This window comes from Mesorhizobium sp. M0239, assembly GCF_040321815.1.
In the GTDB taxonomy this organism is placed as follows: Bacteria; Pseudomonadota; Alphaproteobacteria; order Rhizobiales; family Rhizobiaceae; genus Mesorhizobium.
Map to the genome: position 1 here is coordinate 140,333 of NZ_JAMYSG010000014.1, position 14,104 is coordinate 154,436.

At 63.3% G+C, this 14,104-nt stretch carries 15 protein-coding genes and 1 tRNA gene; 7 read left to right on the forward strand and 9 right to left on the reverse strand.

Annotated elements, in window-relative coordinates; all coding sequences use genetic code 11:
• The first annotated feature begins 12 nt into the window (after positions 1-12).
• From NKI99_RS16860 to NKI99_RS16875, 4 genes are read left to right on the forward strand one after another with little or no spacing between them, the layout of a single operon-like run.
• Positions 13-1,020 (forward strand): ABC transporter permease, encoded by a 1,008-nt coding sequence (locus NKI99_RS16860; RefSeq protein ID WP_127296635.1) that lies wholly within the window; start codon positions 13-15, stop codon positions 1,018-1,020.
• A 1-nt stretch (position 1,021) separates the two neighbouring features.
• The gene (locus NKI99_RS16865; RefSeq protein ID WP_128302683.1) at positions 1,022-2,161 is read left to right on the forward strand and encodes an ABC transporter permease; all 1,140 of its coding nucleotides are present in this window, start codon (positions 1,022-1,024) and stop codon (positions 2,159-2,161) included.
• 10 nt (positions 2,162-2,171) lie between these two features.
• Positions 2,172-3,839, forward strand: coding sequence for an ABC transporter ATP-binding protein (locus tag NKI99_RS16870; RefSeq protein ID WP_128302682.1), 1,668 nt, complete (start codon positions 2,172-2,174; stop codon positions 3,837-3,839).
• Between the two features lie 19 nt (positions 3,840-3,858).
• Positions 3,859-5,229 carry an alpha-glucosidase/alpha-galactosidase gene (locus NKI99_RS16875; protein WP_128302681.1) on the forward strand — a complete coding sequence of 457 codons (1,371 nt, stop codon included), beginning with the start codon at positions 3,859-3,861 and terminating at the stop codon, positions 5,227-5,229.
• 4 nt (positions 5,230-5,233) lie between these two features.
• On the opposite strand, the gene yacG is transcribed toward NKI99_RS16875, so the two are convergent.
• The 9 genes from yacG to NKI99_RS16920 all read right to left on the reverse strand — a co-directional run bounded on the left by yacG (position 5,234) and on the right by NKI99_RS16920 (position 10,785).
• A complete protein-coding gene (gene yacG / locus NKI99_RS16880) occupies positions 5,234-5,431 on the reverse strand; it encodes a DNA gyrase inhibitor YacG (protein ID WP_128302680.1) in 198 nt (65 codons plus the stop codon).
• A complete protein-coding gene (locus NKI99_RS16885) occupies positions 5,428-6,057 on the reverse strand; it encodes a Maf-like protein (protein ID WP_128302679.1) in 630 nt (209 codons plus the stop codon). Before NKI99_RS16885 ends, yacG begins: the two co-directional genes overlap by 4 nt.
• Positions 6,058-6,078: 21 nt before the next feature.
• Positions 6,079-6,297 (reverse strand): translation initiation factor IF-1, encoded by a 219-nt coding sequence (infA, locus tag NKI99_RS16890; RefSeq protein WP_006200926.1) that lies wholly within the window; start codon positions 6,295-6,297, stop codon positions 6,079-6,081.
• Between the two features lie 87 nt (positions 6,298-6,384).
• Entirely contained in the window at positions 6,385-6,846 is a 462-nt protein-coding gene (locus NKI99_RS16895; RefSeq protein ID WP_081734750.1) for an arsenate-mycothiol transferase ArsC, read from the reverse strand.
• Positions 6,834-7,319: a UPF0262 family protein gene (locus NKI99_RS16900; RefSeq protein WP_013530198.1), complete on the reverse strand. Its 486-nt coding sequence runs from the start codon at positions 7,317-7,319 to the stop codon at positions 6,834-6,836. Before NKI99_RS16900 ends, NKI99_RS16895 begins: the two co-directional genes overlap by 13 nt.
• A gap of 6 nt (positions 7,320-7,325) precedes the next feature.
• Positions 7,326-8,618, reverse strand: a complete 1,293-nt coding sequence (hisD, locus tag NKI99_RS16905; protein WP_352611468.1) for a histidinol dehydrogenase — start codon at positions 8,616-8,618, stop codon at positions 7,326-7,328.
• 7 nt (positions 8,619-8,625) lie between these two features.
• A complete protein-coding gene (locus NKI99_RS16910) occupies positions 8,626-9,060 on the reverse strand; it encodes a DUF2948 family protein (protein WP_023809258.1) in 435 nt (144 codons plus the stop codon).
• Between the two features lie 91 nt (positions 9,061-9,151).
• Positions 9,152-10,444 carry a UDP-N-acetylglucosamine 1-carboxyvinyltransferase gene (gene murA / locus NKI99_RS16915; RefSeq protein ID WP_023809257.1) on the reverse strand — a complete coding sequence of 431 codons (1,293 nt, stop codon included), beginning with the start codon at positions 10,442-10,444 and terminating at the stop codon, positions 9,152-9,154.
• Between the two features lie 146 nt (positions 10,445-10,590).
• Positions 10,591-10,785: a hypothetical protein gene (locus NKI99_RS16920; RefSeq protein WP_023809256.1), complete on the reverse strand. Its 195-nt coding sequence runs from the start codon at positions 10,783-10,785 to the stop codon at positions 10,591-10,593.
• Between the two features lie 161 nt (positions 10,786-10,946).
• On the opposite strand from NKI99_RS16920, the gene NKI99_RS16925 reads away from it, so the two are divergent.
• The 3 genes from NKI99_RS16925 (at position 10,947) to NKI99_RS16935 (ending at position 14,060) form a co-directional block, all read left to right on the forward strand.
• Positions 10,947-11,021: transfer RNA gene (locus NKI99_RS16925), tRNA-Thr, on the forward strand.
• Between the two features lie 322 nt (positions 11,022-11,343).
• Positions 11,344-12,984, forward strand: coding sequence for a peptidoglycan L,D-endopeptidase MepK (locus NKI99_RS16930; protein ID WP_502895929.1), 1,641 nt, complete (start codon positions 11,344-11,346; stop codon positions 12,982-12,984).
• A gap of 170 nt (positions 12,985-13,154) precedes the next feature.
• A complete protein-coding gene (locus tag NKI99_RS16935; protein ID WP_128302676.1) occupies positions 13,155-14,060 on the forward strand; it encodes a MurR/RpiR family transcriptional regulator in 906 nt (301 codons plus the stop codon).
• Positions 14,061-14,104: the final 44 nt, after the last annotated feature.

Here is a 14,104-nt window from a genome sequence, read left to right on the forward strand (position 1 = left end):
AACGAACCGTCCATGCTGCGATTCCTGCTCACGCGAATAGCGTCGGCAATCCCGGTCCTCGCCATTTTGAGCCTGGCCACATTTGCCATCATCCAGGCGCCGCCGGGCGATTATGCCGACTACATCCGCTCGCAGGCGATCAACCAGGGTGGAGCCTCCTTCGCCGAGGCCGACGCGCAGGCAAAGGCCTACCGCATCGAGCATGGTCTCGATAAGCCGCTTCCCCTCCAGTATCTCAACTGGATCGGCGGCATCGTCACCCGAGGCGATTTCGGCTACAGCCTCTATTACAACAAACCGGTCGCCGACGTGGTCGGCGAGCGCCTGCCGCGCACGCTTCTCCTGGCGCTGGTCTGCCATCTGCTGGCTTCGGTGCTGGGCATAACATTCGGCATATGGGCGGCGACCCGGCAATACACCTGGATCGACTCGGCGCTGTCGGCCATCTCCTTCCTCGGCATGACGGTGCCGCGCTTCCTGATGGCGTTGATCATCGTCTATCTCCTGGTCTTCCAATTCAACGTGTCGGAGATCGGCTCATTCTTCTCGCCGCAATATGGGGGCGCGCCGTGGTCGTGGGCCAAATTCGTCGATCTGGTCAAGCATGTCTGGCCGGTGGTGGCGATCGCGACTTTCGGCGGGCTCGCCTACAATATGCGCGTCATGCGCGGCAATCTGCTCGATACGCTGAACGCGCAATATGTCGAGACGGCAAGGGCCAAGGGGCTGACCGGCGCCGCCGTCGTCATGCGCCACGCCGTGCCTAACGCACTGCACCCGCTCATCATGTATCAGGGTGTGGTGCTGCCTTACATGTTGACCGGCGAAATCGAGACGGCGATCATCTTCGCGCTGCCGACTGTCGGCCCGGCGATCGTCGGCTCCATGGCTGTCGGCGATGTCTATGTCACCGCCACCTTCATGATGGTGCTGTCGGCGACGCTGATCGTCGGCAACATCATCGCCGACATGCTGCTCGTGCTGCTCGATCCGCGCGTGCGCCAGTTCGGGGAGCGCTGAGATGCTGGCGCGCGATCCATCCCCTCCACCGCTGCCGGCCGAAGGTCGCATCGTAGCCAAACCGGCGCGCGGTAACGAAAGCTACCTCGCCCTTGTCTGGCGCCGGCTGAAGCGCTCCTGGACCGGCATGGCCGGGCTCTGGCTCGTCGTGCTGCTGCTGGTGATGGCCGTGTTCGCCGAGTTCATCGCGCCAATGGACCCGAAGGTGACGGATGTCGGCTTCGCGCCTCCGCAGGTGCCTGTTTTCCATGACAGAGATGGCGGTTTCGTCGCGCGGCCGAGGGTCTATGCGCTGGCCGATTCGGCGGACCTCGATCCGGTCACTTTCCAGCCCGTCGTCGGTCCCGACTACGATCATCCAAGGCTGCTTGGTTTCTTCGTGCATGGCGCGCCTTACAAGCTCTTCGGGCTGTTGCCGGCGGACCGGCATCTGTTCGGCTCGCTGGACGGCCAGCCGGTGCATTTCCTGGGCACCGACAAGTTCGGCCGCGACGTGCTGTCGCGTGCCATCCATGGCTCGCGCGTCTCGCTAATGATCGCGCTGACGGTCGTCTTCATCATCACCGTCATCGGCACCACCGTCGGCATGGTCTCCGGCTATTTTGGCGGCAGGTTCGATGTCTGGATGCAGCGCTTCGTCGAACTGGTGCTCGCCTTCCCGCAGCTGCCGCTCTATCTGGCGCTGACGACGCTGATCCCGGTCACCGCTCCCACCAACGTCTTCCTCGCTTTCGTCATCATCGTCATGTCGGCCTTGGGTTGGGCGCAGATGTCTCGCGAGGTGCGCGGCAAGACTTTGGCGCTGGCGCGGATCGAGTATGTGCGCGCCGCCATGGCGGTCGGCGCCACCGACCGTCGCATCATCATGCAGCACATCTTTCCCAATGTGATGAGCCATGTGATTGTCGCCGTGACGCTGGCGATCCCGACGGTGGTGCTGCTCGAATCCTTCCTCGGTTTCCTCGGCTTCGCCGTCAAGCCGCCGCTGATCTCGTGGGGTCTGATGCTGCAGGACACCGCGACCTATTCCGTCATCGGCACCTATCCCTGGATCCTGTCGCCGGTCGGTTTCGTGCTCGTCACCGTCTTTGCCTTCAACGCGCTGGGCGATGGCCTGCGCGACGCCGTCGACCCTTATTGAGGTGCCTGAGATGTCCGTCGCGCTCGCCGAATCCTTCGCACCAACCGTCCGTCACGACCATGACGGACGCCGGGGCCAGCCGATCATCGACGCCCGCAACGTCGCCGTGGCCTTCAAGGTCGAGCATGGCGTCGTCGACGCGGTCAAGGACATCTCGTTTCAGCTCTATCGCGGCGAGACGATCGCCATCGTTGGCGAATCCGGTTCGGGCAAGTCGGTGACGGCGCGCACCGTCATGGGCCTTCTGTCGCGGCGCGCCACCGTGTCCCCCGGATCGAGCGTCTGCTATGACGGGCAAAACATCCTGAAATTTCCCGAGAGCGCCCGGCGCAAGCTGCGCGGCAACCGCATCTCGATGATCTTCCAGGAGCCGATGAGCTCGCTCAACCCGATCTATACGGTCGGCAGCCAGATCGTCGAGGCGATCCGGGTGCATCGCAAAGTCAGCCGCAAGCAGGCCTGGGCGCGCGCACTGGAACTTCTGCAGCATGTGCAGATTCCCGATCCCGCCGCGCGGCTCAAGCAATACCCGCACCAGCTATCGGGCGGGCAACGCCAGCGGGTGATGATCGCCATGGCGCTGGCCAACAATCCCGATGTGCTGATCGCCGATGAGCCGACCACAGCGCTCGATGTCACCGTCCAGGCGCAGATCCTGAACCTGATCCGCAGCCTGCAAAAAGAGCTGCGCATGGCGGTGATCCTGATCACCCACGACCTGACCGTGGTGCGCCAGTTCTCCGACTACGTTTATGTCATGCAGCATGGCGAAATGTGCGAGCACAACGTCACCGAACGGCTGTTCGCCAATCCACAGCACCCCTATACGAGACGGCTGCTGGCTTCCGAGCCGCATGGGCAGCCGAAGCCGCTGCCGGAGGGCTGCGGCATCATTCTCGAAGCCAGCGGCGTGCGCGTCTCATTCATGCTGCGCCACGGCACCTTCCTGAAACCGGACTGGCGAGAGCTGGTCGCCGTCGACGATCTCGGCCTGAAACTCTGTCGCCATGAGACGCTGGGGCTGGTCGGCGAATCCGGCTCCGGCAAGACCACCTTCGGCCAGGCCTTGCTCCGGTTGATCGACGCCAAGCGCGGCGAGATCCATTTCGACGGCAAGCCGATCCATGGCCTATCGCGTGCCGAGATGCGGCCGCTGCGCTCGCGCATGCAGATCGTCTTCCAGGATCCGTTCTCCTCGCTCAACCCGCGCATGACGATCGGCCAGATCATCGAGGAAGGGCTGATCGTCAACAGCATAGGGGCGACGCGGCGCGAGCGGGTCGAACGGGTGCGCGACGCGCTGGTCAGCGCCGGCATGCCGGGCGATATACTGTCGCGGTTTCCGCATGAATTCTCCGGCGGCCAGCGGCAGCGCATCGCCATCGCTCGCGCCATAGCGCTCGAACCCGAATTCATCCTGCTCGACGAGCCGACATCGGCGCTCGACCTCTCCGTCCAGGCGCAGATTGTCGACCTCCTGCGCAAGCTGCAGGACGAGCGCGGCCTCAGCTACCTCTTCATCTCGCACGACCTCAAGGTGGTGCGCGCACTGTGCCACCGCGTCATCGTCATGCAGAACGGCAAGATCGTCGAGCAGGGCCCCGTCGACGACGTCCTGTCCAATCCCAAGACCGCCTACACCGAACGGCTCGTCAGGGCCGCTTTCGACGTGGCCTGAACATATGCCGGAGGTTAGCATGGCAAGAAGTCCCAAGATCACGTTCATCGGCGCCGGCTCGACGGTGTTCATGAAGAACATTGTCGGCGACGTGCTGCAGCGCCCGTCGCTTTCCGGCGCGACGATCGCGCTGATGGACATCAATCCGCAACGGCTGGAAGAGAGCGCCATTGTCGTCAACAAGCTGATCGCGACGTTGGGCGTCAAGGCGAAGACCGAGACCCATTCGGACCAGCGCAAGGCGCTGGCCGACGCCGATTTCGTCGTCGTCGCCTTCCAGATCGGCGGCTATGAGCCCTGCACGGTCACCGACTTCGAGGTGCCGAAGAAATACGGCCTGCGCCAGACGATCGCCGACACGCTGGGCGTCGGCGGCATCATGCGCGGTTTGAGAACCGTGCCACATCTTTGGAAGGTCTGCGAAGATATGCTCGCCGTCTGCCCGCAGGCGATCATGCTGCAATATGTCAACCCGATGGCGATCAACACCTGGGCGATAGCGGAGAAATACCCTGACATCAGGCAGGTCGGTCTCTGCCATTCGGTGCAGGGTACGGCAATGGAGCTGGCGCACGATCTCGACCTTCCGTACGAAGAGATCCGCTATCGCTCGGCCGGCATCAACCACATGGCGTTCTATCTGAAGTTCGAGCATCGCCAGCCGGACGGTTCCTACCGCGACCTTTATCCCGATCTCGTGCGCGCCTATCGCGAAGGCCGCGCGCCCAAGCCCGGCTGGAATCCGCGCTGTCCCAACAAGGTGCGCTACGAGATGCTGACCCGGCTCGGCTATTTCGTCACCGAGAGCTCGGAACATTTCGCCGAATACACGCCCTATTTCATCAAGGAAGGCCGCCCGGACCTGATCGAGAAGTACGGCATCCCGCTGGACGAATATCCCAAGCGCTGCATCGAGCAGATCGAGCGCTGGAAGGGGCAGGCGGAAGCCTATCGCTCGGCCGACCGCATCGAGGTCGAGCAGTCCCGGGAATATGCCTCCTCGATCATGAATTCTGTCTGGACCGGCGAACCTTCGGTGATCTACGGCAACGTCCGCAACAATGGCTGCATCACCTCGCTGCCCAGGGACTGTGCCGCCGAAGTGCCGTGCCTAGTCGATGCCTCCGGCATCCAGCCGACCTATATCGGCGAGCTGCCGCCGCAATTGACCGCGCTGATCCGCACCAACATCAACGTGCAGGAACTGACGGTGCGGGCGCTGATGACGGAGAACCGCGAGCACATCTACCATGCGGCGATGATGGATCCGCATACTGCGGCCGAACTCGATCTCGATCAGATCTGGTCACTGGTCGACGATCTCCTCGCCGCCCACGGCGACTGGCTGCCAGCCTGGGCGCGTGTGAGGCGCAAGATCGAAGCCGCCTGACGACCTATTTCGGATCGTCGGGGTCCGTTTCTTCCTCGTCGTCGCGGGCCTTGATGACATAGGCGCCCTTCAGCCAGCGGTTGAGGTCGATGTCCTTGCAGCGCGTCGAGCAGAACGGAAAGGTGTCGCGCGCCGAGGGCTTGCCGCATTCGGGGCAGGGGCGCTTCGGGCGCAAGGGTGTGACCTTGGAGTCGGAATTCACAGCCGGGGTCCCGCCAGCCAGCCGCCATGCACCTTGAAGCCCTCGCCGCTCAACAGCGCCACGGTCTCATAGAGCGGCAGCCCGACGATATTGGTGTAGGAACCGACCAGCTTGACGACGAAGGCACCAGCGAGGCCCTGGACGGCGTAACCACCCGCTTTGCCGCGCCATTCGCCCGACGCGACATAGGCGTCGATCTCCTCGCGCGGCAGCCGCTTGAAGCGCACCCGCGTCTCGACCAGCCGCTGACGCAGCTTGCCGCCCGGGGTGATCAGGCAGATGCCGGAATAGACCCGGTGCGAACGGCCCGACAACAGCCCGAGGCAGTTGGCGGCGTCGTCGAGGGTTTCTGCCTTGGGCAGGATGCGCCGCCCGACGGCGACGACCGTATCCGCGGCCAGCACGAAGCCCGGCGCGTAGTCGGCTTCGGTTTTCAGCGACGCGAACGCCTTCTCGGCCTTTTCCTTCGACAGCCGCTTGGCCAGCGAGCGCGGATGCTCTGCACGCAGCGGCGTTTCGTCGACATCGGCCGGCAGCACGCGGTCCGGCTCGATGCCGGCCTGCTGCAAGAGCTCGATTCGGCGCGGCGAACCCGAGGCAAGCACCAGCTTCTGCAAAATGCTCATCGCGGACCAGTCGGGCTTTGCTTACTTGAAACGATAGGTGATGCGGCCCTTGGTCAGGTCGTATGGCGTCATCTCGACCAGAACCTTGTCGCCGGTCAGCACGCGGATGCGGTTCTTGCGCATGCGGCCGGCCGTATGGGCGATGATTTCGTGTTCGTTTTCGAGCTTTACCCGGAACATCGCGTTCGGCAACAATTCCGTCACGACACCCGGAAACTCGAGGACTTCTTCCTTCGGCATTCGATACCTTTGCTTGGATGGTAGTTCCAGCGCCCTGGCCGGAATTTCGGCGGAACCTATATGATAATCGTCCGCTTGTGAACACGCTTAATCGGCGGCCTCCGGAGGTGTGAATCGACGCCCGATCCGCGCTTTCAGGCGCTCGCGCACGTCCCGGTAGGCCGCCATGATCTGTTCGCGCGTGCCGGCGGCGTCGGTCGGGTCCGGCGTCGGCCAGTATTCGACCTCGACAGCGAGCGAGCGGGTGAGTTCAAGTGCGGCGTGGTGCGCTTCCGGCGCCAGCGTGACGATGAGGTCGAAATAATCGTCCTCGAGATCGTCCATGGTCCGTGGGTGACGCTCGCCCAACGACAGGCCTTCCTCGGCAAGCACCGCATCGACGAACGGATCGCGCTCGCCGGCGCGAACGCCGGCCGAAGCGACAAAGATGGCGGCGGGCAGCATGCGGCGCGCCAGCTGCTCTGCCATTGGCGAGCGCACGGCATTCATGCCGCACAGGAACAGGATCGAACGGGGCAGGGCGCCGGGTGCCAGGGCTAGCCCCGCCAGTGCAGTACGCAGACCAGCGTGAACAGCCGGCGCGCCGTATCGAAGTCTATGTCGATCTTGCCGGATAGCCGGTCCATCAGCGTCTGCGAACCTTCATTGTGCAGGCCGCGGCGGCCCATGTCGATCGCCTCGATGTGGCTCGGCGTCGAGGAACGGATGGCGTCGTAGTAGCTTTCGCAGATCATATAGTAATCCTTGACGATGCGCCTGAGCGGCGTCAGCGACAGGATATGAGTGACGACGGCGGTGCCATCCTCGCGCGCCACGGCAAACACCAGGCGCTGCTCGGCCAGCGACAGTTTCAGCCGGTAAGGGCCGTCGCCGCTGTCATTGACGGGCTGAAAACTGTTCTCCTCGATCAGGTCGAAGATCGCCACCGCGCGTTCATGCTCGACATCGGGTGTCGACCGGCCGATCGATTCATCGAGTTCGACATCGATCAGCCTGGCGCGGGTTTGATCGGGGCCAGACATCGCCGCCTACATGTTCAACCGTATGGCGACGGAGCGTCCATGCGCCTCAAGGCCTTCCGCCTTGGCGAGCGCAATCGCCGCCGGCGCCAAGATACGCAACTGCTCCGGTCCAAGCTTGAGGATCGACGTGCGCTTGACGAAATCGAGCACGGAAAGGCCCGACGAGAAACGCGCCGATCTGGCCGTCGGCAGCACATGATTGGAACCACCGACATAGTCGCCGATGGCTTCCGGCGTGTGGCGGCCGAGAAAGACGGCACCGGCATTGCGCATCCGCGCCAGGAAACCCTCGGTATCGTCGATGGCCAGTTCGACATGTTCGGCGGCGATGCGGTCGACCAGCGGCAGCGCGGATTCAATGGTTGGAACCAGGATCACGGCGCCAAAATCGCGCCAGCTCGCCGCAGCCGTTTCGGCCCGCGGCAGGCTCTGCAACTGGCGCTCGACCGCTTGTTCGACAGCGATGCCGAAGGCCGGATCGTCGGTGACCAGGATCGACTGCGCCGATGTGTCGTGCTCGGCCTGGGCGAGCAGGTCGGCAGCGATCCAGTCCGGATCATTGCTGCCGTCGGCCACGACGAGCACTTCCGAGGGACCGGCGATCATGTCGATGCCGACGGTGCCGAATACCTGGCGCTTGGCCGCCGCGACATAGGCATTGCCCGGGCCGACGATCTTGGCGACCGGCTTTATAGTCCGGGTGCCGTAGGCAAGGGCGGCGATCGCCTGCGCGCCGCCGACTCGGTAGATTTCCGACACGCCTGATATGTCGGCCGCCACCAGCACCAGCGGATTGATGATGCCGCCCGGCGCCGGTACGACCATGACGATGCGCTCGACGCCGGCCACCTTGGCCGGCACGGCGTTCATCAGCACCGAGCTTGGATAGCTCGCCGTGCCGCCCGGCACATAGAGCCCGACCGCCTCGACCGCCGTCCAGCGCCAGCCGAGCTCGACGCCGGCGGCATCCGTATAGCGGTCATCCTTTGGTCGCTGCCGCTCATGATGCGAGCGGATGCGGTCGCGCGCGAATTCCAGCGCCTCGATCGTCTTTGGATCGGCGGCCGTGTAGGCCTGGGCGATGTCGTCCTTCGAGACGGCGATGCCCAATCCAGTCAGATCGGCGCGATCGAATTTCTGTGAATAGTCGATCAGCGCCGCGTCGCCTTCGGCGCGCACGCGCGCGATGATGTCGCGCACCGCGGCATCAACGTCGGCGGACACTTCCCGCTTGGTCAACAGGAAGGCGGCGAAACGCTGCTCGAAATCGGCGTCGGACTGACGAAGCTTGATGGCCATCGGACGCTCAGGCCTTGTGGATGGGGCGCGAGGTGGCTTCCCACGCCCCGCCAATATCGGCAAGGCGCGCCTCGATGCATTCGACGTCGAGCATGATCGTGCCGCCGCCGGCAAAGATCAGCTCGACGATGCCCGCCGGCTTGCTGATCTCGATGAAGCTGATCGCCAGCAGCGACAGGACCTCATTGGGCTTGTCGCGGGCGATGCCGTTGGTCTTGGCGCCGAGCACCCGGTCGAAATGCAGCACCGCCTGCCGCCGCTCATTGTGCTGGCGAAACAGGCCGGATTTGGCCTCCCAGACGAAACGGTTCATGGTCAGCAGGAAACGCTTGGCCGCAGGCAGGAATTCGAGGTCGCTGACCTTCATCACGGCATCCTGGACATGGGCCGAAACGATGCTCAGATCCTGATCGTCGAGCGCGATAAGCTTAAGGGCAGTCATGCGGATTTCGCACCTGAAGGTTGATAACTGAACCTTCTGTTAGGCGGTCTTTCCCGTCCGCGCAACCGCACCGCGAGGCCTTGCGATTGGCCTATGCGGAAATCCGCTCGATCACCGCGCCGCAGTTGGATAGCTTTTCTTCCAGCCGCTCAAAGCCACGGTCGAGATGATAGACCCGGTTGACCGTGGTCTCGCCTTCCGCCGCCAGGCCGGCGATGACCAGCGAGACAGAGGCGCGAAGATCGGTCGCCATGACCGGCGCGCCCTTCAGTTTCGGCACGCCGTCGACGATCGCCGTCTGGCCCGAAAGGGTGATGTGAGCGCCGAGCCGCGCCAGTTCCTGCACATGCATGAAGCGGTTCTCGAAGATCGTCTCGGTGATCCGCGACTTGCCCTTGGCCATCGTCATCAGGCCCATGAACTGCGCCTGCAAATCGGTCGGGAAGGCCGGAAACGGCGCCGTCGTCACGTCGACCGGCGCAATGCCGGCGCCGTTGCGCCTCACACGAATGCCGGAATTGGTCGGCGTGATCTCCGCACCCGTCTGGGCGATCACGTCCAGTGCGGTCTGCAGCAGATCCGGACGCGCACCTTCGAGCACGACGTCGCCGCCGGTCATGGCGACGGCCATGGCATAGGTGCCGGTCTCGATGCGGTCGGGAATGACGCGTACGCGCGCACCGGAGAGCGATTCGACGCCGTCGATGGTGATTGTCGGCGTGCCGGCGCCGGAAATCTTCGCACCCATGGCATTGAGGCACTCGGCGAGGTTGACGATCTCGGGCTCGCAAGCCGCGTTTTCCAGCACCGTCTCGCCCTTGGCGAGCGCCGCGGCCATCATCAGCACATGGGTGGCGCCGACCGAGACCTTCGGGAAGATATAGCGGTTGCCGACAAGGCGGCCATTCCTTGTCTTGGCGATGACATAGCCGGTGTCGACGTCGATGTCGGCACCCAGCGCCTGCAGGCCCTCGAGGAACAGATCGACCGGCCGCGTGCCGATGGCGCAACCGCCCGGCAGCGACACTTTTGCTTCGCCCATGCGGGCCAGCAGCGGGCCGATCACCCAGAACGAGGCGCGCATCTTCGACACCAGCTCGTAGGGCGCTGTGGTGTCGACGATGTTGCGGGCGGAGAAGTTGATGGTGCGCGAATAGCCCTCATTCTGCTTCTCGCGGCGGCCATTGACCGAATAATCGACGCCGTGGTTGCCCAGGATGCGGATCAGTTGCTCGACATCGGCCAGATGCGGCACGTTTTCCAGCGTCAGCGTGTCGTCGGTCAAAAGCGAGGCGATCATCAAAGGCAACGCCGCGTTTTTCGCGCCCGAGATCGGAATGCTTCCGGAGAGCTGGTTGCCCCCGACAATTCTGATGCGATCCATGGAAGAAAGTCCCTCTCGGCCAAACAGGGCCGGTTCAATCGTTTGAGTAGCGGCCCGTCTAGACCATTGGCCGATCTGGTTCAAGAATTACGCTGGTTCAAGAAATGGGATTTCGCCCACCCCGGGCCAAGAGTGGCCGATTTGAGTTAATCTTTTTGTATTTCCTTCGATGCAGCGAGCCCGTCCGGCCGTTGATCTGCATCTCCGGTGCGCCGCGAGCGTGACTGCGCCTTGCGCTTCTGCAGATTGGCGCGCAATTGCTCTGCCAGCCGATCCTTGCGGATTGTTGCGCTGTTATTCGGTGGACCATCCTTTTTCACTGGAATTGCCTTGTCATCCATTGTCCCGCTCTGGCCCGTGAGCAGCCAGCCCGCCATTCAGGGATAGCCAACATTGTGGCGCCCCCATGTCATTAAAAGCTATCCGGCAAAGGCTTTCACAGAAGCGTTGCGCTTGGCCTTGCGCTTGCCGGTTCGATATGGCAGAAGCCCCGCCATCAGCGGCTGCGGTAGCTCAGTGGTAGAGCACTCCCTTGGTAAGGGAGAGGTCGAGAGTTCAATCCTCTCTCGCAGCACCAGTTTCCAACATCCTTGTTGCCGCACATTCGTCCTCTGCATTTGCAAGGGCGAGGCGGCTACACGGGAACGGCGCGGCCGTCGTGCTGGCGGACCTCATCAGCGGTGCATTGCTCCAGAAAATGGCTGCCACAGGCAACTCCAGCCGAAGCGCATTCCCGGCAAGACACGATTCGTTAACCAAGATGCTGTTCATCGACATGACGTATTGTGGCATGGATGCCCGTCTGCGTCGGTCAAGTCCATGCTTGTCAGGAAGAGGGCCGAAAGGCTCCTGATCTGGGCGGAACCTAAAACCGCCCGAAACAAAAGAACGTGCAAGGCATGAACGTGAGCGAAAACGTGCAAAACGCCCCCGGTGCTTCCCGTCTTTGGACACTGCCGGCCATCATGGCAGCGTTCTTATGTCTGTTCGTTACCGGCGCGTTCGCGGAGACGCGTGCTTTGAAGATTCAACATCTCCATACGGGCGAGAAGGCTGAAATCGTGTTCAAGCGCAATGGGCGCTATGATCCGGCGGGATTGAAGAAGATCAATTTGATGCTGCGCGACTGGCGTCGCAACGAACCGACGAAGATGGATCCGCGCCTGCTCGATCTTGTCTGGCAGGCCTATCGCGCCAGCGGCTCGACAGCCTATATTCACGTGGTCAGCGCCTATCGGTCGCCAGCGACGAACGCCATGCTGCGCAGCCGCTCGAAGGGCGTGGCTCGGGAAAGCCAACACATGGTTGGCCGCGCGATGGACTTCTTCCTGCCGGATGTGCCGCTGAAGAAGCTGCGCGACATCGGCCTCAAGATGCAGGGCGGCGGCGTAGGCTATTACCCGACCTCCGGCTCGCCTTTCATACATATGGATGTCGGCAATGTGCGGCATTGGCCTGGCATCAGCCGCCAGGAACTCGCAAGGGTATTCCCGAACGGCAATACGCTGCATGTGCCGAGCGACGGCAAACCGCTGCCCGGTTATGGGCAGGCGTTTGCCGCCTACAAGTCGCGCAAGGGCACCGGCGCGCCCAACATCGACCTGGCAAGTGCCGACGGCGGCCAACGCAGGCCGCGCGGCCTGCTGGCGACGCTTTTGGGCGGGCGCGGCGCGGACGAGACCGATGATGTCGCCGAAGCGGTGCCGGCGCCACGCAAGCCGGCCAAGTCCGTTGAACCCAGGCCCGCCGGCATCGCGATCGTGCCGCCGCAGGATGCCCAGCGCGCTGACATCCAGATGGCTTCCGTCGATCGGGTCGAAGAATCGTCGATTGGGCCGGAAGGAAAGACGCCTGAAGCGATCGTCATGGCGATGGCGCCGGGCTCAGTGCCGCTGCCAGCCTTCGCCCCGCGCACCGGGCCAACGACCAGCATTCCGACCCCGCAAATCGCGCAACTTGCAACAGCCAACGCTTCCACGGCGCGGGCCGAACTGGCCAATCCAGCGGCAACCGATGCTGAAATTCCCTCGGGCAAGTCGGATGCCGGCCCCGCGAGCGGCGCGCCGGACCTTGTGGCGCTCAACATCCCGTTGCCGACATGGCGACCGGAAAGCTTGACAAGCCCGATGCGCCAGCCTGAAGCAGACAAAGCCGGCGATGCGGTCGCTGCCTTGCTGGCCTTGAACCACGCCGATGACGGCCACAATGGGTTGGCCGGCCAGCGGGTCTCGGTTGCCCAATCGAAGCCCGAAGATCGCGTCAGGACCAGCCCGAAGGCCGACCGTGTCCAGCCAAATCTCGATCCCGAAGCCACCGCGGTCATCGTGCCGGCAGCGTTGTCCGGCCGGCTGATTGAGACGGGTCGTGGCATCGCCGGCGGAGCTAGCCCTGCGGCGGCGTCCGTCATTGCCGCCAATCTCATCCGCACAGCGCCGGAGCACATCTATCTCGATGGATTCCAGCCGCGAGGACAGACCTCCGATCACCGACGCTTCACCGGTTCAGCGGTCAAGTTCCTGCCCATCGCCAGCTTCAGATAGACGCAAGCCCTCGTTCGAGCCGACGTGGATGTGTTGCACGACTGGCTTGGCTGTCATGGGATTGCAAGTCATGCCGAACTCTCGATGGTTCTGTAAGAAAAGTTCCAAATTTGACAAACATGTGCGAAATTGTAAGATAATTGTCTTTCCGTCGACGATAGGCGATGACAATGTCGATCCGCGAAGAACTGGCCAATACGACCGTGGCGTTCACCTCCGCGGAAGAGAAGATCGTCCAGGTCCTGCTCGCCGATTATCCGATGTCGGGGCTGGGCACCGCGACCCGGCTGGCACGGCGCGCCGGCGTCAGCGACCCGAGCGTGACGCGGCTGATGACCAAGCTTGGCTATGTCGGCTTTGCCGACTTCCAGGCACGCCTGCTCACCGAAGTCGAATCCAGGCTGCATTCGCCGCTTTTGATGATGGAGGCCAAGCGTCCGGGCGGCTCCAGCGAAGGCACCGCACTTACCTATTTCCATTCGGTTTCAGACAGCCTGGAGCGCACCCGCACGGCAGTGCCGGTGCAGGCCTACACGCGCGCCGTCAACATGCTGCTGGAGAGCAAGGGCCAGGTCGTGCTGCTGGGCGGCCGGTTCAGCCGGCATATCGCCTCCATGCTGGCCGGCTACCTCCTGCAGTTCCGCTCCGGCGTGCGCGACATCGGTTCGTTGAGCCCCGCCGATTTCGACCTGTTGATCGACCTTGGCAAGCGCGACCTCCTCGTCGTGTTCGACTACCGGCGTTACCAGTCGGACGTGGTGAGCTTTGCCCAGCAGGCCAAGGAGCGCGGCGTCTCCATCCTGCTGTTCACCGATGTCTGGCTGTCGCCGATATCTGACATAGCGGACCTGACCATGGTCGCCGCGATCGACGCCAACTCGCCGTTCGACACGCTGGCGACGGCCGTTGCCCAGATGGAAACCGTGTTTGCCCACGCGCTGGAGAGCCACGGCGCCGGGGTGCGCAAGCGCATCGAGGACATCGAAAGGATCCGCAGCGCCAATGCGGTCACGCTCGATACCGCCCTGTCGTCATCGGCCGACGACGCCGCCAAATCCAAAACCACAAGGAAATAGTGTCGTTGCGCCCAGTGCAGCGATTGCAAAGCGCCGCGACGCAG